The sequence below is a fragment of the Aquibaculum sediminis genome, assembly GCF_040712085.1.
GTDB classification, from domain to species: Bacteria; Pseudomonadota; Alphaproteobacteria; order Kiloniellales; family DSM-21159; genus Aquibaculum; species Aquibaculum sediminis.
In genome coordinates, this window is the sequence record NZ_JBFCVK010000006.1 from 240,381 (window position 1) to 260,300 (window position 19,920).

Annotated in this window: 20 protein-coding genes; 11 read left to right on the forward strand and 9 right to left on the reverse strand. The window is 64.5% G+C overall.

Features of this window, described 5'->3' with window-relative positions; translation table 11 throughout:
• Positions 1-43 precede the first annotated feature (43 nt).
• Positions 44-2,320, forward strand: coding sequence for a penicillin acylase family protein (locus tag ABZ720_RS11685; RefSeq protein ID WP_366555702.1), 2,277 nt, complete (start codon positions 44-46; stop codon positions 2,318-2,320).
• Entirely contained in the window at positions 2,317-3,843 is a 1,527-nt protein-coding gene (locus ABZ720_RS11690; RefSeq protein ID WP_366555703.1) for a GH3 family acyl-acid amido synthetase, read from the forward strand. The genes ABZ720_RS11685 and ABZ720_RS11690 overlap by 4 nt, the downstream gene beginning before the upstream one ends.
• Here the strand turns inward: ABZ720_RS11690 and ABZ720_RS11695 are convergent.
• From ABZ720_RS11695 to irrA, 8 genes are all read right to left on the reverse strand, one after another.
• A complete protein-coding gene (locus tag ABZ720_RS11695; protein ID WP_366555704.1) occupies positions 3,825-4,484 on the reverse strand; it encodes an ABC-type transport auxiliary lipoprotein family protein in 660 nt (219 codons plus the stop codon). The genes ABZ720_RS11690 and ABZ720_RS11695 overlap by 19 nt on opposite strands.
• On the reverse strand, positions 4,477-5,436 hold the full coding sequence (locus ABZ720_RS11700; RefSeq protein ID WP_366555705.1) for an MlaD family protein: 960 nt from the start codon (positions 5,434-5,436) through the stop codon (positions 4,477-4,479). The genes ABZ720_RS11695 and ABZ720_RS11700 overlap by 8 nt, the downstream gene beginning before the upstream one ends.
• A gap of 3 nt (positions 5,437-5,439) precedes the next feature.
• Entirely contained in the window at positions 5,440-6,231 is a 792-nt protein-coding gene (locus tag ABZ720_RS11705) for an ABC transporter ATP-binding protein (protein ID WP_366555706.1), read from the reverse strand.
• A 3-nt stretch (positions 6,232-6,234) separates the two neighbouring features.
• Positions 6,235-7,389: an MlaE family lipid ABC transporter permease subunit gene (locus ABZ720_RS11710; protein WP_366555707.1), complete on the reverse strand. Its 1,155-nt coding sequence runs from the start codon at positions 7,387-7,389 to the stop codon at positions 6,235-6,237.
• An 83-nt stretch (positions 7,390-7,472) separates the two neighbouring features.
• Positions 7,473-8,063, reverse strand: coding sequence for a DUF3501 family protein (locus ABZ720_RS11715; protein ID WP_366555708.1), 591 nt, complete (start codon positions 8,061-8,063; stop codon positions 7,473-7,475).
• Positions 8,064-8,085: 22 nt separating this feature from the next.
• Positions 8,086-9,444 (reverse strand): heterodisulfide reductase-related iron-sulfur binding cluster, encoded by a 1,359-nt coding sequence (locus tag ABZ720_RS11720; RefSeq protein ID WP_366555709.1) that lies wholly within the window; start codon positions 9,442-9,444, stop codon positions 8,086-8,088.
• Positions 9,445-9,587: 143 nt separating this feature from the next.
• Positions 9,588-10,007 carry a rubrerythrin family protein gene (locus tag ABZ720_RS11725; RefSeq protein WP_366555710.1) on the reverse strand — a complete coding sequence of 140 codons (420 nt, stop codon included), beginning with the start codon at positions 10,005-10,007 and terminating at the stop codon, positions 9,588-9,590.
• Positions 10,008-10,233: 226 nt separating this feature from the next.
• Positions 10,234-10,668 carry an iron response transcriptional regulator IrrA gene (gene irrA / locus ABZ720_RS11730; RefSeq protein ID WP_366555711.1) on the reverse strand — a complete coding sequence of 145 codons (435 nt, stop codon included), beginning with the start codon at positions 10,666-10,668 and terminating at the stop codon, positions 10,234-10,236.
• A 77-nt stretch (positions 10,669-10,745) separates the two neighbouring features.
• On the opposite strand from irrA, the gene fabA reads away from it, so the two are divergent.
• The 5 genes from fabA (at position 10,746) to ABZ720_RS11755 (ending at position 16,085) form a co-directional block, all read left to right on the forward strand.
• Positions 10,746-11,432 (forward strand): 3-hydroxyacyl-[acyl-carrier-protein] dehydratase FabA, encoded by a 687-nt coding sequence (fabA, locus tag ABZ720_RS11735; protein ID WP_438264099.1) that lies wholly within the window; start codon positions 10,746-10,748, stop codon positions 11,430-11,432.
• A 65-nt stretch (positions 11,433-11,497) separates the two neighbouring features.
• Positions 11,498-12,718: a beta-ketoacyl-ACP synthase I gene (gene fabB, locus ABZ720_RS11740; protein WP_366555712.1), complete on the forward strand. Its 1,221-nt coding sequence runs from the start codon at positions 11,498-11,500 to the stop codon at positions 12,716-12,718.
• A gap of 70 nt (positions 12,719-12,788) precedes the next feature.
• Positions 12,789-13,601, forward strand: coding sequence for an enoyl-ACP reductase FabI (locus tag ABZ720_RS11745; protein WP_366555803.1), 813 nt, complete (start codon positions 12,789-12,791; stop codon positions 13,599-13,601).
• Positions 13,602-13,692: 91 nt separating this feature from the next.
• Positions 13,693-15,069 (forward strand): glutamine synthetase family protein, encoded by a 1,377-nt coding sequence (locus ABZ720_RS11750; RefSeq protein ID WP_366555713.1) that lies wholly within the window; start codon positions 13,693-13,695, stop codon positions 15,067-15,069.
• Between the two features lie 74 nt (positions 15,070-15,143).
• Positions 15,144-16,085 (forward strand): hypothetical protein, encoded by a 942-nt coding sequence (locus ABZ720_RS11755; RefSeq protein ID WP_366555714.1) that lies wholly within the window; start codon positions 15,144-15,146, stop codon positions 16,083-16,085.
• Between the two features lie 43 nt (positions 16,086-16,128).
• Here the strand turns inward: ABZ720_RS11755 and ABZ720_RS11760 are convergent, their stop codons facing one another.
• The gene (locus ABZ720_RS11760) at positions 16,129-16,944 is read right to left on the reverse strand and encodes an IclR family transcriptional regulator (protein ID WP_366555804.1); all 816 of its coding nucleotides are present in this window, start codon (positions 16,942-16,944) and stop codon (positions 16,129-16,131) included.
• 282 nt (positions 16,945-17,226) lie between these two features.
• Between ABZ720_RS11760 and ABZ720_RS11765 the strand changes: the two genes are divergently transcribed.
• Genes ABZ720_RS11765 through ABZ720_RS11780 form a run of 4 tightly spaced genes read left to right on the forward strand, consistent with a single transcriptional unit; the run spans position 17,227 to position 19,920 of the window.
• Positions 17,227-18,033 carry an ABC transporter permease gene (locus tag ABZ720_RS11765; protein WP_366555715.1) on the forward strand — a complete coding sequence of 269 codons (807 nt, stop codon included), beginning with the start codon at positions 17,227-17,229 and terminating at the stop codon, positions 18,031-18,033.
• On the forward strand, positions 18,030-18,836 hold the full coding sequence (locus ABZ720_RS11770) for an ABC transporter permease (RefSeq protein WP_366555716.1): 807 nt from the start codon (positions 18,030-18,032) through the stop codon (positions 18,834-18,836). The genes ABZ720_RS11765 and ABZ720_RS11770 overlap by 4 nt, the downstream gene beginning before the upstream one ends.
• Complete coding sequence (locus ABZ720_RS11775) at positions 18,833-19,591, forward strand: ABC transporter ATP-binding protein (protein ID WP_366555717.1); 759 nt, start codon at positions 18,833-18,835, stop codon at positions 19,589-19,591. The genes ABZ720_RS11770 and ABZ720_RS11775 overlap by 4 nt, the downstream gene beginning before the upstream one ends.
• The gene (locus tag ABZ720_RS11780) at positions 19,588-19,920 is read left to right on the forward strand and encodes a hypothetical protein (protein WP_366555718.1); all 333 of its coding nucleotides are present in this window, start codon (positions 19,588-19,590) and stop codon (positions 19,918-19,920) included. The genes ABZ720_RS11775 and ABZ720_RS11780 overlap by 4 nt, the downstream gene beginning before the upstream one ends.

Below are 19,920 nucleotides of genomic sequence, written 5' to 3' on the forward strand. Positions count from 1 at the left end.
CGCCCCGGCAGCCCGCCGGGCGCCGGAGCCAACCGGAGATCCCGTGACTGCGACGCTCGGCCTACGCCCATTTCCGTTTTTTCTCGCCCTCCTGCTGCTGCTCGGCGGTTGCAGCGCGCTCTGGCCGAGCGAGGTCGACCGTCAGACACGCCTCGCCAGCTTCCCCACCGAGGATTTGCCGCTGGAAGGCGCCGTCACCATCAATTGGTCGGCCGAGATGGTGCCCTTCATCGAAGCCGAGACGGACCGCGACCTCGCCTTCAGTCTGGGACTGGTGCATGCCCACATGCGCGGCGCCCAACTTGGACTGCTGCGCCGCCTGTCGAGCGGGCGGCTTTCCGAAACGGCCGGACCGCTGACCACCGACATCGACCATGCCCTGCGCATCCTCGACTTCGGCCGGGCGGTGGACGAGATCTGGGCCGAAATGCCGCCGGAGACCCGTGACTGGCTGCAGGCCTTCACTGATGGCCTCAATCACTATCAGGAGCAGCAGGCAGAACGCCCGCCGGAAGCGGGCCTGCTCGCCCTCTCGGACGAGCCTTGGACGCCGCAGGACCTGCTGCGCATCGGCCGCATGGCCGGCACCGACGTCAACTGGCTCGCCTACTTCGCCCTGCTGGGCGCCCGCGGCGATCCGGGCTTCCCCGAGCTCTGGCAACGCACTTTGGAAGCCGGCCTGAACGGCGCCGCCAGCTTCCGGCAGAACCAGCAGACCGCCCTGCTCAGCGACGTCCTGGCGGGCGAGAGCCGCTCCGGCTCCAATACGGTGGTGGTTGCCCCGGAACGCAGCGCCAGCGGCGGCGCACTGCTGGCCGGCGACCCGCACCTGGGGCTGTTCCTGCCCAATCTCTGGCTTCTGGCCGGCATCAAGTCCCCCTCCTACCATGCCGTGGGCATGATGGTGCCGGGCCTGCCTTTCGTCGCGCTTGGGCGCACGCCGGCGATGGCCTGGAGCGGCACGCACATGCGCGCCGCCGGCAGCGACCTCTACGACGTCTCAGAGCTGCCTGAGGAAGAGTTCGAAGTGGAGGAAGTTCGGATCGGCCAGCGTTTCTGGTTTCCGGCAAAGCGCGAGGTCCGGACCACCCCCTTCGGCCCGGTGATCACCGATGCCGAGATGATCCCCAATGGCGCCGGTGAGACCCTGGCGCTGCGCTGGGTCGGACATGAGAACACCGACGAACTGAGCGCCATGCTCCGGGCCATGCGTGCCGAAACGCCGGAAAGCTTCCGCGAGGCTTTCGCCGGCTTCGGGCTTTCACCGCAGAACATGCTGTTCGCCGACACTGAGGGCAACATCGGCCAGATCATGGCCCTGGTTCAGCCCGAGCGGCAGCAGTTCCCGCCGGAGGACCTGGTGCTGGATGCAAGCGACCCGGCCACCCATTGGCAGGGCTTGCTGGACGTGCGCGACCTGCCCTGGTCACTCAACCCGCCGGAAGGCTTCCTCGCCTCCGCCAACAACCGTCCCACCGAGGAAGGTATCGAGGTGGGCTACTTCTTCAGCCCTTCGGAACGGGTCGAACGCCTGCAGCAGGTCCTTGCCAGCACGGAGAGCACCAGCCTCGAAGACCTGGCCACCCTGCAGCGGGACACCCGCTCGCTGTCGGCGGAGCGCCTGGCCGCCACGCTGCTCGAGGCCATCGACGACCTGCCCGAGAGTGCCGAGCACGAGGCCTTCCTGGCCCGCTTGCGCGGCTGGGATGGCGACTATGCCGCCGACTCTCCGGCCCCTGTGGCCTTCGAACTGCTGCTGTACCACCTGCTGCCGCAGATCAACGGCCTGGGCGAGGAGGCGGGCGACGACCTGGCCGAGGTGGTGAACGAATGGAATTTCCTCGTCGTCTTCCTGGAGCGCGATCTTGCAGCCATGCCGGAAGCGGCGCGCAACGACGCACTGAGCCGTGCGCTTGCGGCCGCAGCGGAGGATGCCGAAGGCTTCGCCACCTGGGGCGACATGCATCGCCTGCGCGCCACCCACCCCCTGGCGAACGCGCCGGTGATCGGGCGCTTCTTCACCTACGGCGAATGGCCCGTCGGTGGGTCGCGGGAGACACCGATGAAGACCGCGCACGGACTGACCAACGAGCGCCACACGGCCCGCTACGGCTCGCAATCGCGCTTCCTGACCGACATGTCCGATCCCGATGCCACCTGGGCCGTGCTGTTCGGCGGACAGGACGGCTGGCTGGGCAGTGCGCACTTCGACGACCAGATCCCGCTCTGGCTTGACGGCGAGTACCTGCAGCTTCCCCTGACGCCGGAGGGCGTGGCGGCCGTCACCGTGCACCAACAAGCGCTGGAGCCGGGGCGTTGATCGACGTTACGCCGCTGTTCCGCCTCTACTGCCGTCGGCGCCTGAAGCAGCTGCACGCACTCAACGCAGCAGAAACGCAGCAGAAGATCCTGCGCAGCCTGCTCCGGCTGGGCGCCGGAACGCGCTTCGGGCGCGAGCATGAGCTCACCCCCGACCTCACCGTCAGCGAGTACCAGAAGCGGGTGCCACTGCGCAGCTACGAAGACTTCTGGAAGGAATACTGGGAGCCAGCCTTCCCGGTGGTGGAGAATGCCACCTGGCCCGGACGCATTCCCTACTACGCGGTCACCTCAGGCACCTCCAGCGGACGCACCAAGTACATTCCCCTCACCAAGCCCATCCTCAGCAACAACACGCGCTCGGGGCTGGACGTGATCGCCTTCCACCTCGCGGCGCGGCCCCAATCGCGTCTCTTCGCTGGCAAGTCCTTCATGCTGGGCGGCAGCACCGAACTGGTGGAGGAAGCGCCGGGGGTCCACAGCGGCGATCTCAGCGGCATCATCACCCACACCCTGCCGGTCTGGGGCCGCCCCTTCTCCTTCCCCGGGCGTGAGCTGGCGCTGCTGGCCGACTGGGAAGAGAAACTGGAGCGCCTGGCCCAGGCCTCCCTCCATGAGCAGATCCGAGTGCTCGCCGGCGTACCGAGCTGGCTGCTCATCCTCCTGGAGCGGGTGCGCGCCCTGCGCGGCGACAGCGCGGCCAATCCCTATCCGGAGCTGGAACTCCTGGTGCACGGCGGCGTGAACTTCGGCCCCTACCGCCACCGCTTCGAGGAGATGCTCGCCGGCTCCCACGCCGAGCTGCGCGAGGTCTATGCCGCGAGCGAGGCCTTCATTGCCGTGGCCGACCGCGGCGAGGGTGAGGGCATGCGGCTCAATCTCGATCACGGCATCTTCTACGAGTTCGTGCCCCTGGAAGAGCTGAACGCCGAACAGCCGAGGCGACACTGGGTCGGCAATCTGGAACCGGGCGTCAACTATGCGGTGGTCATGACCACCCCGGCCGGTCTCTGGTCATACATCCTGGGCGACACGGTGCGCTTCATCGAAACCGATCCGCCGCGCCTGCTGATCACCGGGCGCACAGCTTACGGCATGTCGGCCTTCGGCGAACACCTGATCGCCGAGGAAATCGAAACTGCGGTGGCCACAGCAGCAGAGGCTATCGGCGCAGATGTCACCGACCACGCGATGGGCGCAGTTCACCCGCGCAACAACGGCGAAGTGCTGGGCCGCCATCGCTACTTTGTGGAATTTGCCGAGCCACCGGCCGAAAGCGCCCTGCAGCGCTTTGCCGAGGTGCTGGATCAAGAACTCTCACGCCTCAACGATGACTATAGCGCACATCGCAGCGGCGGCGTCGGCATGGCCGCACCGGAGATCGCGCTGGTCAGTCCGGGCGGCTTCGCGGCCTGGATGAAACAACGCGGCAAGCTGGGCGGCCAGAACAAGGTGCCGCGGATCATCAACGACGACGACCTCTTCGCCGACCTGGAAAGTTTCGTTCAGCGGCGCGAGGCGTAGTCGCGACTTCCAGAGGTCAGGGTCCAGTCGATCAGCTCCTGCTGCACCTCAGCGAAAGCAGCATCGAGTTCCCCCGCTATGGCCGAGAGGGAGTCACGCTGCGCTGGCCGGCGGCGTTCGAACACCCGCGCGTCGACGGCAACGCGCTCCGGCAGGCGCACGAGTTGGACGCCGATGGCCACTACGGCATCCGGAGGCACGCCCTGTTGCTTGTAGTGGGCCTGGAAGGCGCGCAGGGAGGACCTGAGCTGATAGTCGGCGCGCAGGGTCAAGGTATCCTCCGCCAAGCCGAGAATCCGCCCACTGTTGGAGAAGGACTGCATAAGCACGAGACGCGCGAGCGACGGCAGCCTGTCGCTCCAGCTCGCATTGGCGAAGTAGTCGAACTGGCCATCGGCCCGCTGCAGCGCCATGCGCCCGCGGTTCAGCATTGCCGGTGTCGCCGGCTCGTCGATGGCCAACTGCCAGGATACTGGTGTGCCGGTCGGAGGGTGAACGTCGTTCAGGGTGAAAACCTGACTATCGCTGTCGCGATCGCGTCCGACTAGGCCGCCGCAGCCCGCCAGCAGGAGCAGCGGGGCGGCGGCCAGGGAGCGGAGGAGGAGGCGGCGCTGGGGTCGTACGGGAAGTCGGTCAGTCATTGCTGGGCCTGTAGCCGTCGGGGGGAACGCCGAGCAGGAAGCCGGCGGGATTGCTCTGCAGGTCGCTGGAAATCTGGTTCAGATTGCCGGCCAGCCGCCGCAACTCGCCAAGCAGGCTTGAGAGCTCGCCGAGCCCCGAATTGGTGAAGTCGGACAGCGGGCGGCGATTTTCCTCCACCAGGCCGTTGAGATCGTTGGCGAGCTGGTCGACCGAGCGGGCGGCCTGCCGGAATTCAGCCAGGGTCGGCTGCGCTTCGCGGCTGGCGGCGTCGATGTTGGTGGCCACACCCTCCACGGCCGTGAAGGTGCTCTCCAGCTTCGGCATCAGCAAGCCAAGTTCGGTACGCAGATCCCGCGCCAGATCGGCGACCACGGCGCTCGTGTCATTGATATTGCCCATGGTGGCAGCGCCTTCCTGCAGGATCACTTCTACGTTGCGCGTGTTCTCCTCGCTGAGAATGGCCTCGGCCCGCAGCAGAATGGAGTTGAGGGCCGTGACGATGTCCGGCGCGCCCGCGAGAACCTGATCGATGGGCGAGGCCCGGGTCTGAAGCTGCGGCAGAGTCTCGCCGTTTTCCGGGCTCGGCAGCGGGGCGTCAGCGCTTCCGCCAGTGAGCTGGACGTAGCGACCACCGGTCAAGCCGGCCAGTTCCAGGGTGGCAACCGTATCCCTGCGCACCGGCGTGTCCGCATCGATCGAGATCGTCACACGCACCCGCCCCGGGTCACGCGCGCTGAGATCGACTGTCGTCACCTGACCGACCGGCACGCCTTCGTAGTTGACGGAACTGCCGGTCGAAAGGCCGGTCACCGCTCCGTCGAAGACCAGCAGGTAACTGTTGACCTGGCGATCCGCCTGCAGAGCCGCGATCCAGATGGCAAAGGCGATGGCGCCAACGCCGAGCAGCAGCACGAAGAGGCCCACAAGCACATGGTTTGCGCGGGTTTCCATAGCTCAGGCTTTCGCCCCATCGGTTACCCGCCGGCGCGCATCGGCGGCGGCACGGCCACGGGGACCACCGAAGTACTCGGCTATCCAAGGGTGGGAGTCTTCCATCAGTTCCGCAATCGTCCCCACTTTGATGTGCCGGTCCAGCAAAACCGCTACTCGGTCACAGACGGTGTAAAGCGAATCCATATCGTGCGTCACCATCAGGATGGTGAGGCCCAGTGCACGCTGCAGTTCCTGTACCAGACTGTCAAAACTGGCCGCCCCGATCGGGTCCAGGCCCGCGGTCGGTTCGTCCAGGAACAGGATGTCCGGATCCAGCGCCAGCGCGCGCGCAAGGCCCGCACGCTTACGCATACCACCGGAGAGCTCGCTGGGATACTTGTGAGCGGCATCGGCCGGCAATCCGGCGAGCCCGATCTTGATCGCAGCCAGTTCGGTGCAGGCGCGCTCGGACAGCGCGGTGTGCGTCTTCAGCGGCACCTCCACATTCTGCCGCACCGTCAGGGAGGAGAATAGCGCACCGTCCTGGAACAGCACGCCCCAACGGCTGCTGAGCCATTTCAGGGTTGCCGCGTTCGCCCGATCCACATTCTGGCCCAGCACCTCGATGCTGCCCGCGTTGGGCCGGCGCAGGCCGATGATGGTGTTCATCAGCACGGACTTGCCACTGCCGGAGCCGCCGACAAGGCCGAGGATCTCGCCTCGGCGCACGCTCAGGGCCAGATCCTGATGGATCACGTTGCTGCCGAACTGGGTCAACAAGCCTTCGATACGGATGGCCGGGCCCTGCTCCACCACTCAGACTCCGATCACCGAGAAGAAGACCGAGAAGAAGGCATCGAGAACGATCACGAGAAAGATCGCCTCCACGACGGCCCGGGTGGTCTGGGTGCCGACGGACTCCGCATTGCCGCCGGTGCGCAGCCCCTCGAAGCAGCCGACGAGCCCGATGACGAAGGCGAAGACCGGCGCCTTGAACATGCCGACCAGCAGTGCTTCCACGTTGAGCGACTGGTGAAGCTGGCGCACGAAGGCGCTCGGATCGATCCCCAGCAGCACCCACACCATCAGGCCACCGCCAAGGATCGCCATGAGATTGGCGTAGAAGGCGAGCAGCGGCATCACCAGCACCAAAGCCAGGACACGCGGCAGCACCAGGACCTCGACGGGATCGAGGCCAATGGTGCGCATGGCGTCGATTTCCTGATTGACCTTCATCGTGCCGATCTGTGCCGTGAAGGCGCTGCCGGAGCGCCCGGCCACGATGATCGCCGTGATGAGGATGCCCATCTCGCGCAGGACCGAGATGCCGAGCAGATTGACGGTGTAGATCTGCGCGCCGAAGCGCGCCAGCTGATCCGCCCCCTGATAGGCCAGCACCACGCCGATCAGGAAGGCCAGCAGGCCGACGATGGGCAGCGAGTCCACGCCGGTCTTCTGCATGTGGTGGATCAGGGAGGTGAAGCGGATGCGCGCTGGCCGCAGCAGCGCGCGCAGAAGCACCAGGGTGATCAGTCCGAGAAAGCCGGTGAGGGCCCGGGCATCAGCGCCCAGCGTCAGGGTGATCTTGCCCAGATTGGCCAGGAAACTGAGCGGAAAGCGCAGGCCGCGCGGTGGCGAAGGCGCGGGCTCGGTCTTCTCCACCGCCTCCAGAAGACGCTGACGATCCGCCCCGGCACCCTCGATGGCAACCTCGACCCCGGCATCGCGCAATCGCCGAGCGGTGCGCACCGTCGCCCAGGCCCCTGCTGTATCGAAGTGGGTGACCTGGTCCAGGGACAAGACGGCGCGCTCGACCCCGGCGAGCGCGCGGCGGTGCAAGGTTCCATCGAGCTCGGCTTCGCGATCAGCGAGATTGGCCGTGGTCCAACTTCCGGCAAGCAGCAGCCGCAACTGCGAACCGTCGCGGTCCGCTGTCAGGCGTGCTGCTGCCTCCCGTGCCGCCGTGGCCAAGTGCCAGTCCCCCGCCCTGCCTCTGGTTCAATCATCGGATCCGCATGGACCGAGACGCTAGGATTGGGCAGGAACCAGGTGGGTCAAGCGAAATCGCCGGCCAAGGCCGCGCGCGTGATCTCGTTCAGCACCACCATGTGCGAATATTGCGGGTGACTGAAGCCGAGAATGACCCGCGTGTCCGCCTTCTTGAAGGCCTCGATCTGCTCGGCAGTGAAGACGAAGTGAATGAACTGCACGGAGGAGGCCTTGCCGTCCGAGGTGGTGCGGTCCACGTCCTCTTCCGGCTTGCCGAGCACGCGATGACCTTCGAACTCGAAGAAGGCCGTCTCCTCGACACCGCCCAGGCGCGAAAGGAAAGCCTTGCGCCGCACCGGATCGTCGATCTCGAACATCACCGTGGCGCAGAGCTCGTTGCCCTTGGGGATCAGGGGGTTGTAGGCCGCCAGCTCGTCGGCGATCTGCTCCTCGCCACCCTTCTCGATGTAGAGCATCTCGTGGATCTGCGCCCACATAGTCTCGAAGCTCTCGAAGTAGAAGGTGCAGACCGGTCCGACCTCACAGCGTCGGTTGCGCTTCTGCTCGACGAGCTGCTTGCGCAGATCCTTGCGCTCCGCCTCGTAGCGCTCCATCGGCCAGATGTCGTCGCGGGTAATCTCAGTCTTCTTTGTCATGGCAGAGCCTCCTTGAGGCAGGTCAGTCGATCAAGCCGTAGGCGCGGGCAAACAGTTCGATGGGATGATGCGCGCGCTGCGGCACGGGCTTCTTGTCTTCCGCCGCGGTGTCGGCATCGATCCGCTCCAGCCCTTGCAGGATGTGTGTCCCGGCCAAGGGGCATTCGGAGGCCACGTACTTGTGGCCAGCCTTGTAGGTATCGCGGGCCACCGGCTTGCCCACCTTGAGCGCGGTTTCGAAGTTGCCCTGCAGTACACCCCAGGAGCCGCCATGACCGGAGCAGCGCGGCAGCTGCTTGATCTCGGCTTCCGGCACCAGCTTCATCATCTCGCGCGCCTTGTTGCCCATGTTCTGGGCGCGAGCGTGACAGGCGATGTGCAAGGCCACGCCGCCATCCAGCGGCTTCAGCCCTTCGGCCAGGCCTTCCTTGTTGGCGATATCGACGATGTACTCCGTCACGTCGAAGGTGGCCTGGGAGACGCGCTTGATGGTCTCGTCCTCGGGCAGCAGCAGGGACCACTCGAATTTCATCATCAGCGCGCAGGACGGCGTCAGGGCCACGATGTCGTAGCCGCGCTCGACCCAGCCGATCAGTTCACCGGCGATCTCGCGCGCCGCGTCGGCGACCTTCTCCACCTCGCCCTGCTCGAACTGCGGCATGCCGCAGCAGCGCGGATAGACCACTTCGGTCTCGACGCCGTTGTGCGCCATCACCCGGCGCGTGGCGACGCCGATGTCGGGATTGTTGTAGTTCACGAAGCAGGTGGCATAGAGCACCGCCTTGCGCCCAGCCGCCGGCGCCGCGCTGTTCACCGTCTCGGGATCGCGCGCCTGCTTGACGAAGGTCTTGCCGTGATACTTCGGCAGGTCGGCCTGGCGGTCCACCTTGGCGACCCGTTCCAGCAGCGGCCGCGTTAGGCCGTTGCTCCGCTCGCTGGCCCAGTTGGCAAGCCAGGGGGCAATCGCCGCGAGCTTGCCGTTGCGGTCGGTCTTGGTCAGTTCGCCTTCCATGCCGAGCTTGTGGCCATGGTGCCGCTCGGCCGCGCGGTAGCGCAGCATGAGGTGCGGGAAGTCGAGGTCGAATTCGTGCGGGGGCACATAGGGGCAGGACACCATGAAGCACATGTCACACAGCGTGCAGGCGTCCACGACCTTCTTGTATTCCGCGCGATCGACGCTATCGAGCTCACCGCTCGGCGAATCGTCGATCAGATCGAACAGCAGGGGAAAGGAATCGCAGAGATTGAAGCAACGGCGGCATCCATGGCAGATGTCGAACACCCGCTCCAACTCGTCGTTGATCTTGTCCCAGTCGTAGAAATCCGGGTCGTTCCACCGAATCGGATGCCGGACCGGGGCATCCAAACTGCCCTCGCGCATCGCCGATCTCCCCTGCACCTTGAGTGAAAATCACCCCACAGCGATTGCTTCTCTCCTGCCTGAACGGGCGGAGAGCATCGCTTTCAATCGGAGTGAAAGCAGAAGGCGGGGCCGGACTGGTCCGACCCCGCCTCGCACGCCAATCAGTCGAGCGTGTCGAGCGCCTTCTGGAAGCGACCGGCATGGCTCTTCTCAGCCTTTGCCAGAGTCTCGAACCAGTCTGCGATTTCGTCAAAACCCTCTTCACGGGCTGAACGGGCCATGCCCGGGTACATGTCCGTGTACTCGTGGGTCTCGCCAGCGATGGCGGACTTGAGGTTCAGCGGAGTGTCGCCGATGGGCTCGCCAGTGGCCGGATCGCCCACTTCCTCAAGGTACTGGAGATGGCCGTGCGCGTGGCCGGTCTCGCCCTCAGCGGTGGAGCGGAACACGGTGGCCACATCATTGTAGCCTTCCACGTCGGCCTTCTGTGCGAAATAGAGGTAGCGACGGTTCGCCTGGGACTCGCCCGCGAAGGCTTCCTTGAGGTTGGCTTCGGTCTTGGAACCCTTTAACGCAGCCATTGATCTCTCCCTTCCTGATCAACTTGCAAAAATGCCGGTTTGGCTTGTTGCGGCGCCGTGCTGCGAAGCCCCGATGAGGGGCCCCGCCGGTGACGCATTTGTGATCATAGATAAGCAGGAACAACGGCCAAGGTCAACACTTTAGAAGTGTTCCAATTCGAATTCCAAGAATCTGGCCGATAAGGATTGAGCGAGAAAGAAGCCCGGTCCAACCGGGGCAAAGAGCTTAGCGTTCGTCGTTCAGACGAATGATGACATCGACCCGCCGCACGCTCGCCCCTTCCGGGGCATCGGGCAGGCGGTCGAGATGCACGCTCTCACCGGGAATGTCGAGCAGGCGCCCGCTTCCCTCGAAGTAGAAGTGATGATGGTCGTCCACATTGGTGTCGTAGTAGGAACGGCCAGGCTCGACCACCACTTCACGCAACAGACCGGCACGCGTGAACTGGTTCAGCGTGTTGTATATCGTGGCCAGAGAAACCCGGATCCCGCTGTCGAGCGCTTCGCCATGAAGCTGCTCGGCGGTGACGTGGCGATGACGCTCCGAACTGCCCTCTTCCTCGAAGAGCAGGCGGCTCAAAGCCAGCCGTTGCCGGGTGGGTCGCAGGCCGACCGCCTTCAGGCGGTCGATCAGGCCACTGTATGGTCGCATGGTGGACATGGCTGAAATATAATCGACACGAGGCGAATTGAAAGAGTTTTTCATGCGCTTGAGGGAAAGATTGGAACTTGTCGAAGGTGCAGCCCACCAGCCGATCATCCGGCTGCGGCGGTTATCCCTTGCATCCAGCGGCCCTTTTGGCCCCAATTCGCACCGCCCGCCGGGTTGGCCGAGCGGGCGTATCGTCATGGATGGAAAGCCACTCGCTTTTCTTCCGCAACCCAGTCGCCTATGGTGAGGCCGTGACCGAAACGAAGCAAAGCTACACCTATCAGGACCTGATGGACTGCGCCCACGGCAAGCTGTTTGGCCCGGGGAATGCGCAGCTTCCCTTGCCGCCGATGTTGATGTTCGACCGCATCACACACATCAGCGACCAGGGCGGCGCTCACGGCAAGGGCGAGATCATTGCCGAGCTGGACGTCCGGCCGGACCTCTGGTTTTTCGGCTGTCATTTCGAGAACGATCCGGTGATGCCCGGGTGCCTGGGCCTCGATGCCCTCTGGCAGCTCGTGGGGTTTTTCCTCGGCCATCTCGGCGCGCCGGGTCGCGGCCGCGCCCTGGGAGTCGGCGAGGTGAAATTCACCGGACAGGTGCTGCCGGACGTCAAGCAGGTGACCTATCATCTGGATCTCAAACGCGTCATCATGCGCAGGCTCGTGCTGGGCATTGCCGACGGGGTATTGAAAGCCGACGGCAACACCATTTACGAAGCCAAGGACCTGAAGGTCGGCCTGTTCCAGGACGCGGAGCAGGCGGCCTGAAGGCGAGCGAGTGCCGCCCGGCGCGGTGGGCACCGGCTGAACGCAAGCTACGGGGTTAGAGTATCATGCGACGAGTCGTCGTCACCGGCCTGGGCATCGTCTCCAGCATCGGAAACAATCGTCAGGAAGTGATCGAATCGCTTAGGGGCGGACGCTCGGGCATCGTCTTTGCCGAAGACTATGCCGAGCGCGGCTTTCGCAGCCACGTCAAGGGCTCGATCGACATCACTCTCGAAGACCATGTGGACCGGCGCCTGCTGCGCTTCATGGGCGCCGGTGCGGCCTACAATTACATCGCCATGCAGGAGGCGATTGCCGACGCCGGCTTGGGCGAGAACGATATCAGCCATGAGCGCACTGGCCTGATCATGGGTTCCGGCGGCCCCTCCACCTCGAACCAGGTGGAAGCGGCCGACATCGCCCGCAGCAAGGGCGTGAAGCGGATCGGGCCCTACATGGTGCCGCGCTGCATGTCCTCGACCAACTCGGCCAACCTGGCCACCGCCTTTAAGATCAAGGGCCACAGCTACTCCATCTCCTCGGCCTGCTCGACCAGCGCGCACTGCATCGGCAACGGCGCGGAGCTGATCCAGTACGGCAAGCAGGACGTGGTCTTCGCCGGCGGCGGAGAGGAACTTCACTGGACGCTGTCGATGCTGTTCGACGCCATGGGCGCACTCTCCTCGAAGCACAACGCCACGCCACAGCTTGCCTCCCGCGCCTATGACATCGACCGTGACGGCTTCGTCATCACCGGTGGTGGCGGTGTCGTGGTGCTGGAAGAGCTGGAGCGGGCCAAGGCACGCGGCGCCACCATCTATGCCGAACTGGTGGGCTATGGCGCCACCTCCGACGGTGCCGATATGGTCGCCCCGTCCGGCGAGGGCGCGGTGCGCTGCATGAAGCTGGCCACGGCGGACCTGCAGGACACGTCGGTCGACTACATCAACGCCCACGGCACCTCGACACCGGTGGGCGACAGCGTGGAATTGCGGGCGATCAAGGAAGTCTTCGGCGCGAAGGCACCCAAGGTCAGCTCGACCAAGTCCATGACCGGCCACGCCCAGGGCGCCGCCGGCGTGACCGAGGCCATCTACACGCTGTTGATGATGAAGGAGGGCTTCATCGCGCCCTCGATCAACATCGCCACTCCCGATCCCGAGGCAGAGGGCGTGCCGATCGTGGCCAACAACGCGGAGGATGCGCGGATCGACTGCGCGCTTTCCAACTCCTTCGGCTTCGGGGGCACCAACTGCAGCCTCGCATTCCGGCGTCTGCAGACCTGAGGATGTCCCTGTCCTCCCCCTCCCCCCGCGCCAGCGCAGACGCAGCGGAAAGGCAAGACTCATGGGTTTGATGACGGGCAAGCGCGGCCTCGTGATGGGCGTTGCCAATGACCACTCCATCGCTTGGGGCATTGCCCGAGCCTTGCATGAAGCAGGGGCAGAACTGGCGTTCACCTTTCAGGGGCAGGCCTTTGCCCGCAGGGTGAGGCCGCTCGCCGAGTCCATCGGCAGCGACCTCGTGCTGGAATGCGACGTGGCCGCACCGGGCGCGGTGGAAGGCACCTTCGAGGAGCTGGCCAAGGTCTGGCCCGAGATCGATTTCGTCGTGCATGCCATCGCTTACTCCGACAAGGAGGAGTTGAAGGGGCGCTATCTCGACACCACCCGCGCCAACTTCGCCCAGACGCTGACCATCTCCTGCTACTCCTTCACGGAAGTGGCGCGCGCGGCTGGGCCGATGCTGCGCGAGGGCGGCAGCCTGCTCACCCTCTCCTACCTCGGCTCCCAACGGGTCACGCCGAACTACAATGTCATGGGCGTGGCCAAGGCGGCCCTGGAAGCCAGCGTGCGCTATCTGGCCACCGACCTGGGCTCGGAAGGCAAGCGCGTGAACGCCCTCTCCGCCGGCCCGATGCGCACCCTGGCCGGCTCCGCCATCACCAACGCGCGCTTCACCTACGGCTGGAGCCGCGATCAGGCGCCGCTCAACCGCGCGGTCGCGCTGGATGAGGTCGGGAAGGCCGGCCTCTACCTGCTCTCGCCGCTGTCTGCCGGCGTTACCGGCGAGGTCCACTTCGTCGACGCCGGCTACAACGTGGTGGGCATTCCCTCGCCCGCGCGCATGACCGAGAGCGAGGTGGACAAGGCGCGCACGAACGGGTGAAGGCGGCGGCGCCACGCGCCGCTGCATTACCATTGCCAGCACCGCTGCGGCGAAGGATGATGCGGCAATCGCAACGTCCTTCCAGGGTATCATGCCGGACAGCAGCTCTGATCTACACCCCGAGGTCGCGGCCTTCCTCGCCGACCATCCTGACACCGTCGCCATCGACCTACTGCTCGCCGATCTTTCCGGCGTCATCCGCGGCAAGCGCTATCCGGTCGAGGACCTGAAGAGCGTCTGGAAGTCGGGCGTGACCTTTCCCGCCTCGGTCTTTCTGCTCGACACCAACGGCCAGAGCCATGATCCGGGCGGCAAGGGCTTTTCCGACGGCGATCCCGACGCCATCGCCCGGCCGATTCCCGGCACGCTCAAACCGGTGCCCTGGTCCAAGCGGCCACTGGGGCAGTTGCTGCTGACCTTTTCCGACAGCAAGGACCAGCCATTGGCCTTCGAGCCGCGCAACGTGCTGGCACGCGCGCTGGGGCGGTTGCGCGAGCTGGGCCTGCGCCCGGTCGTTGCCTTCGAGCTGGAATTCTACCTTCTGGACAAGGAGCGTGCCGAGGGCCGGCAACCGCAGCCACCGCTCTCCCCCCTTACCGGCAAGCGCGAGAGCGGCACCCAGGTCTACGGCATGGACCAGGTGGACGGCTTCGAGGACCTGCTGGAAGACGTCACCGATGCCTGCGACGCCCAAGGCATCCCCACCGGGGCGATCAGCGCCGAGTACGCGCCGGGGCAGTTCGAGATCAATCTGCGCCACGAGACCGACCCGCTCATGGCCGCCGACCATTGCGTGCTCTTCAAGCGGGTCGTGCGCGGGGTTGCCCGCAAGCACGGCTATCAGGCCACCTTCATGGCCAAGCCCTATCCCGAGGAGGCCGGCAGCGGCCTGCACCTGCACGTGAGCCTCTACGACGAGGAGGGCAACAACGTCTTCGACGGCGGCGACGCTCTGGCCAGCGACACCCTGCGCCACGCCATTGGCGGCGTGCTGGAACTGCTGCCCGAATCCATGGCGTTCCTGGCGCCGAACGTGAACTCCTACCGGCGTTTCGAGCCGAACATCTTCGTGCCGATCACCCGCTCCTGGGGCTTCGAGAACCGCTCGGTGGCCATGCGCGTGCCCATCGGCTCGGGCAAGGCCCGGCGCATCGAAAGCCGGGTCGCCGGCGCCGATGCCAACCCCTACCTGGCCCTGGCCAGCATGATCGCCGGCATCCACCACGGCATCGTCAATCGCGTCGACCCCGGCGCGCCCCACGACGGCAATGCCGGAGAGAGCTTCGACAAGGCCCTGCCCATGCGTCCGCGCCGGGCACTGGAGCAACTCCTCGCCTCCGAGATCATCCCCCAGTACCTGGGCCCGGACTACCCCAAGCTCTACGCCGCCTGCAAGGAAGCCGAATACGACGAGTTCGACTGGCTGATCTCGCCGCAAGAGTATGACTGGTACCTGCAGGCCGACTAAATAAGCGCCACCCTCACCGAGGCCCCTCGCAATAATATAAATTCTATAATAATTCTTTAAATGTGAGTTATATAATGAGCAATAAATTAAACAAAACTATCTCAAACAAAATACACACTGAGAAAGAGCCAAACCCTGTTTTTGACTTTCTCTATCATGATGTACGACGAGTCGCATCTTTTCTTTCTCAGTTCAATGATGCAGGACACTTAACCGGGGTAACCGTCGGCGACATAAATGAGGAAGCGAAGCACACTCATGGTTCTATAAAAGCATCTGGCAGCATTCCTGGCTTGGCTAAAGCCAACGGATCATACGGCGAGAACGAAAATTCACGAAACTCACATGAGCATACAAGAGTATACGATCCTATATGGAGTAATGCTCGGTCCTTTCTAAATTATTTGGATTCGCATAATTTAATTGAACGGGACTTTGAAAATGCAAGGATTGGCCAATTTTTTCTGACCTCGGGTAAATTAGAAATTACTGACCTGGATATGATTCGCCGCTCGATGGACCTACCATCGATCAAGAGAATTTTCAAAACAATGCAGCCAAACGCACATAAAAATAGAAGCATGCGGCGCTCTTCCAAGGAAGACGCTTCCGACAACCAAACTGCGCACAATCGCGATATTGCATTTGAGCTTTTAACAATATTACCGCACGCCCTGTTAGGCCGCATATTTGCTAACAATGGTCAGGCTGTATGGTCTACGCTGGACAGACCTTCCCTTTTAACAAATTCAGAATATTTGCTTCTTAAGCACGGATCTTCGATAAGCGGAAAATGGAATATGCTTGGAATAATTGACGCGATTCCTGGCGCCTATGGCGATATCGACAATGATAGCGATAGCCTCTATGGAATGAACAGCGCACACAATCAAGGGCAGGAACTCTTTGTAAGTGTTTTCAATTCTATTATACCTTTATCAAAACGCTTTCTAGGACGACCAGAATCATACCATGGAATGACCCCTTTGCTAATTTACCGAGAGGTCAGTGGATGAGTGCCTCTTAGTCGTCTGCAGCCGAAAACCCTGGCCCGCGTTCCTAAACCAGCGTCGCGAGCTCGGCGGAGATGCGGGCAACGGCGCGCTTGAGGTGGCCGATCTGCGCTTCGGCTGTTTGTGCATCGAAGCGGAAGGTCGGGACGCTGACGCTCACGCAGCCAACCGGTGTGCCCTCGCGGTCTCGGATCGCGGCCCCGAAGCAGCGGATCTCCGGCTCCTGCTCCTCGCGGTCCTCCGAATAGCCCTGCTGTGCCACCCGCTCCACCTCGCGCAGCAGGCCGGGCGCATCTGTGATGGAGTTAGGCGTGCGGCTGCGGAACTCGATTCGCTGCACCAGAGCCTCGCGTGCTTCAGGGGACAGCGCGGCGAGATAGGCCTTGCCGACCGAGGTGGTGTGAAGATCCACATAGGTGCCGATGCGCGAGGTCATGCGCACCGTGTGCGGGCTTTCCAGCTTGTCGATGTAGACCATACCCAGGCCGCTCGGCACCGCCAGGTGCACGGTTTCGCCGGTGAGCCGGCGCAGTTCCTCCAGATGATCGTGCGCAGTGCTGCGCAGGTCCGAGTTCTCCCAGCTGCGCGAGGCCAGGCTGATCAGTCGGTAGCCAAGATGGAGCGTGCCGTCGGCGTGTTCGTTCAGCAGATCCTCTGCCTGCAGGGCCGAGACGAGCCGATAGACCGTGCCGCGCGGATAGGGCATCTGGCGCGCCAGGCCCGCCCGATCCAGCCGCCCCGGCTCGTCGGCCACGGCCTGGAGCACGGCCATGTACTTGGAAAAGGCCGCCGCCCCTTGCACCGCAGTCCCGCGCCGGGCGCCCCGCGCCTGTCCCTTTCCGCTGCCCTCGAACACCTCCATCTGCGCCACCTCGTTTCCTGTCGACCGGGTCGCTTGTTCCTCGCGGTGGCCTTTCGGCCGGAAGCCCGGCAGCCTGGCTTGACGGCGGTCAAGCCTGCGACAATACTTCTCCGCGAAATGTGGGCAAATGTCCATAGTGTGGGCAAACAAAGGTGGGTGAGTCGGTGATACCGTCCAGCCGCCGCCCAAGCAAGATGGTCAGGGAGGAGATCCTGGTGCAGGCCAGCCGCCGAAGGGCGCTTGTTCATTTTCACGCCTTGAGTGCAGGGCAGGACCGCAGCGATGGCCGCTGATCAGGCCGCCGCCTTCCGGCCTGCTCCGTCGCGCGTGCGCCAAGCCCTGCGCTTCCTCTGGCCGCTGTTTGGCATGGTGGTGGTCTGGCAGGTGCTGGTCATGGCGCTGGACGTCAATCCGCGCGTCTTTCCCGATGTCCCCACGGTGCTCAGCGCCGGCTGGAAGACGATCATCGACGGCACCCTCCTGACCCATGTGGGGGCGAGCCTGCTGCGGGTTTCGGTGGGCACGGTGCTGGCCATCGTCACCGCGGTGCCGCTGGGCATCGCCATGGGGGTCAGCCGCGGCGTCTCCACCTTCCTGACGCCGCCATTGCGGTTCTTTTCGGTGCTGGCCGGCATCGCCTGGATCCCCATCGCCACCCTCTGGTTCGGCTACGGCTTCGGGGCGATCACCTTCGTGATCTACAACGCCGTCTTCTTCGTGGTCACCTACAACACGCTGCTGGGCGTCTCGACGATTCCCATGCCTCTGCGTAACGCCGCGGCCTCCTTGGGCGCCGGGCGCTGGCAGATGCTCACCCAGGTGCTGCTGCCCGGCGCACTGCCCAACATCGTCACCGGCATCCGGACCGGCATGGGCTTCGCCTGGCGCGGCCTGATCGCGGCGGAGATGATCGCCACCAACACCGGGCTGGGCTACATGCTCTTCCTGGCGCGGGACTTCTATCGCACCGAGGTGATCGTCTTCGCCATGATCGTCATCGGCATCATTTGGCTCCTGCTCGACCGCCTGCTGCTCGCGCCGCTTGAGCGCGCAACGGTCGAGCGCTGGGGAATGGTGCAACGCTCATGAGGCCGCTGCAGACCCTCTGGGGTTACTACGTCCGCATGACGATCAAGTGGCCGGGCCTGGCCGCCCTGATCCCCTTCATTCCACTGATCGCACTCTGGGCCTTTGTGGTCTGGCTCGAGCTCTTTCCGCGCGTCTTCCTGCCCGGCCCCGGTGATGTGCTCATCAAAGCCTGGGAGCTGCTCTACAAAGGCATCCTGCTGGATTATCTGGGCGACAGTGTGGTCCGGCTCGCCGTGGGTGCGGCCGCCGGCATGGCACTGGCCGTGCCTCTGGGCATCTTCATCGGCCTGAACCGCCGCGCCCATGAGGTCTCCTGGCCGATCCTGCTGTTCTTCCAGGCCATCGGCGATATTGCCTGGCTGCCGATCCTCTTGATCTGGTTCGGCTTCGGGTTGACCACCATGACCTTCGTCATCGTCTACACGGTGCTCTTCCCCGTGGTGCTGAACACCGTGCTGGGCATCCGTTCGGTCAACCCCGAGCTCAGGCGCGCGGCCCAGAGCCTGGGCGCCTCGCGGCCCCGGATCCTCTTCGAGGTCACGCTGCCCGGCGCGCTGCCCAACATCATCACCGGCCTGCGCAACGGCCTGGGCTACGGCTGGCGCGCTCTCATCGCCGCCGAAATCATCGTCGGTACGAGCGGCATCGGTTTCCTCATGTTCGACGCGCGGCGCGCCGGCTCGGTCGAGGAAATCGTCGTCGGCATGATCGTGCTCGGCATCCTCTGGTACATTGTCGATAGCTGGATCCTCGCGCCCATAGAGCGCGCGACCGGCCAACGCTGGGGTTTGGTCTCGTCATGAAAAGTCTGGTCCTCGAACATCTCGCCAAGACCTACTTCGACCCCTACCGCGGCACGCAGGTCGAGGCGATCAAGGACCTCTCCCTCACGGTGGAGGAAGGGGACTTCGTGGCTGTGGTGGGTCCTTCCGGCTGCGGCAAGACCACGGTGCTCAACATGATCGCCGGCTTCGTGCCCAAGACCGGGGGGCGCATCCTGGTCGACGGCCGGGAGGTCTCCGGCCCGGGGCCCGATCGCGGCGTGGTCTTCCAGTCCTTTGCGCTTTTCCCCTGGAAAACCGTGCGCGAGAACGTGGCTTTCGGTCCGAAGATGCGCGGCGTCGGCAAGGCCGAGCGGGCGCGCATCGCCGACGAGTACCTGGAGATGGCCGGCCTGTCGCACGCCGCCGACCGCTATCCCAATGAGCTCTCCGGCGGCATGCAGCAGCGCGTCGGCGTGGTGCGCGCGCTGGCCAACAATCCCGATGTGCTGTTGATGGACGAGCCCTTCGCCAGCGTCGATGCGCAAACCCGCATGACGCTGCAGGAAGAGCTCACCCGCATCTGGGAGGAGCGGCGGCCGACGGTGGTCTTCATCACCCACGACGTGGGCGAGGCCGTCTTCCTGGCCAACAAGGTGGTCGTCCTCGCCCAAGGCAACCTGCTGGCCGAGGTGGACATCTCCCTGCCGCGTCCACGGGTCTGGGACAGCCTCGTCCACGACAATGACTTCAAGGACCTCTCGAACCAGGTCCTGCAGTTGGTGCGCTCGGCATGAAGCTGCTGCGCGCAGCCCTGGCCACCACCCGCGGCAAGGTCATCCTTGTCGTGCTGGTGGCGACAGCCATCTTTCAAACCTGGCTCTATCTGGCGGCCCCCGGGAAGATCGCCCCTGGCGTTCCCGACGACCGCCGGCGCGTCGACGTACTCGTGACCCTGCCCTTCCCCCCGGAGCGCTTCCACATCGGAAAGCTCCAGGAACACGGCCGGGTCTCGGGTACCAAGGAGAACTCCGTGCAGGTGCGCGGAGTCAATAGAGCGGACCTCACCTCACTCGCACGCCCCTTCTGGGTCGTGGAGGTGGCGCCGCTCGATACGGGAGGATAA

What these genes read in the sequence shown, in the direction of transcription:
- ABZ720_RS11695 (WP_366555704.1), bottom strand. Translation starts at nt 4,484, where the DNA reads ATGACTGACCGACTTCCCGTACGACCCCAGCGCCGCCTCCTCCTCCGC.
- ABZ720_RS11700 (WP_366555705.1), bottom strand. Translation starts at nt 5,436, where the DNA reads ATGGAAACCCGCGCAAACCATGTGCTTGTGGGCCTCTTCGTGCTGCTG.
- ABZ720_RS11715 (WP_366555708.1), bottom strand. Translation starts at nt 8,063, where the DNA reads ATGACAAAGAAGACTGAGATTACCCGCGACGACATCTGGCCGATGGAG.
- ABZ720_RS11720 (WP_366555709.1), bottom strand. Translation starts at nt 9,444, where the DNA reads ATGCGCGAGGGCAGTTTGGATGCCCCGGTCCGGCATCCGATTCGGTGG.
- ABZ720_RS11725 (WP_366555710.1), bottom strand. Translation starts at nt 10,007, where the DNA reads ATGGCTGCGTTAAAGGGTTCCAAGACCGAAGCCAACCTCAAGGAAGCC.
- irrA (WP_366555711.1), bottom strand. Translation starts at nt 10,668, where the DNA reads ATGTCCACCATGCGACCATACAGTGGCCTGATCGACCGCCTGAAGGCG.
- fabB (WP_366555712.1), top strand. Translation starts at nt 11,498, where the DNA reads ATGCGACGAGTCGTCGTCACCGGCCTGGGCATCGTCTCCAGCATCGGA.
- ABZ720_RS11745 (WP_366555803.1), top strand. Translation starts at nt 12,789, where the DNA reads ATGACGGGCAAGCGCGGCCTCGTGATGGGCGTTGCCAATGACCACTCC.
- ABZ720_RS11750 (WP_366555713.1), top strand. Translation starts at nt 13,693, where the DNA reads ATGCCGGACAGCAGCTCTGATCTACACCCCGAGGTCGCGGCCTTCCTC.
- ABZ720_RS11755 (WP_366555714.1), top strand. Translation starts at nt 15,144, where the DNA reads ATGAGCAATAAATTAAACAAAACTATCTCAAACAAAATACACACTGAG.
- ABZ720_RS11760 (WP_366555804.1), bottom strand. Translation starts at nt 16,944, where the DNA reads ATGGAGGTGTTCGAGGGCAGCGGAAAGGGACAGGCGCGGGGCGCCCGG.
- ABZ720_RS11765 (WP_366555715.1), top strand. Translation starts at nt 17,227, where the DNA reads ATGGCCGCTGATCAGGCCGCCGCCTTCCGGCCTGCTCCGTCGCGCGTG.
- ABZ720_RS11770 (WP_366555716.1), top strand. Translation starts at nt 18,030, where the DNA reads ATGAGGCCGCTGCAGACCCTCTGGGGTTACTACGTCCGCATGACGATC.
- ABZ720_RS11775 (WP_366555717.1), top strand. Translation starts at nt 18,833, where the DNA reads ATGAAAAGTCTGGTCCTCGAACATCTCGCCAAGACCTACTTCGACCCC.
- ABZ720_RS11780 (WP_366555718.1), top strand. Translation starts at nt 19,588, where the DNA reads ATGAAGCTGCTGCGCGCAGCCCTGGCCACCACCCGCGGCAAGGTCATC.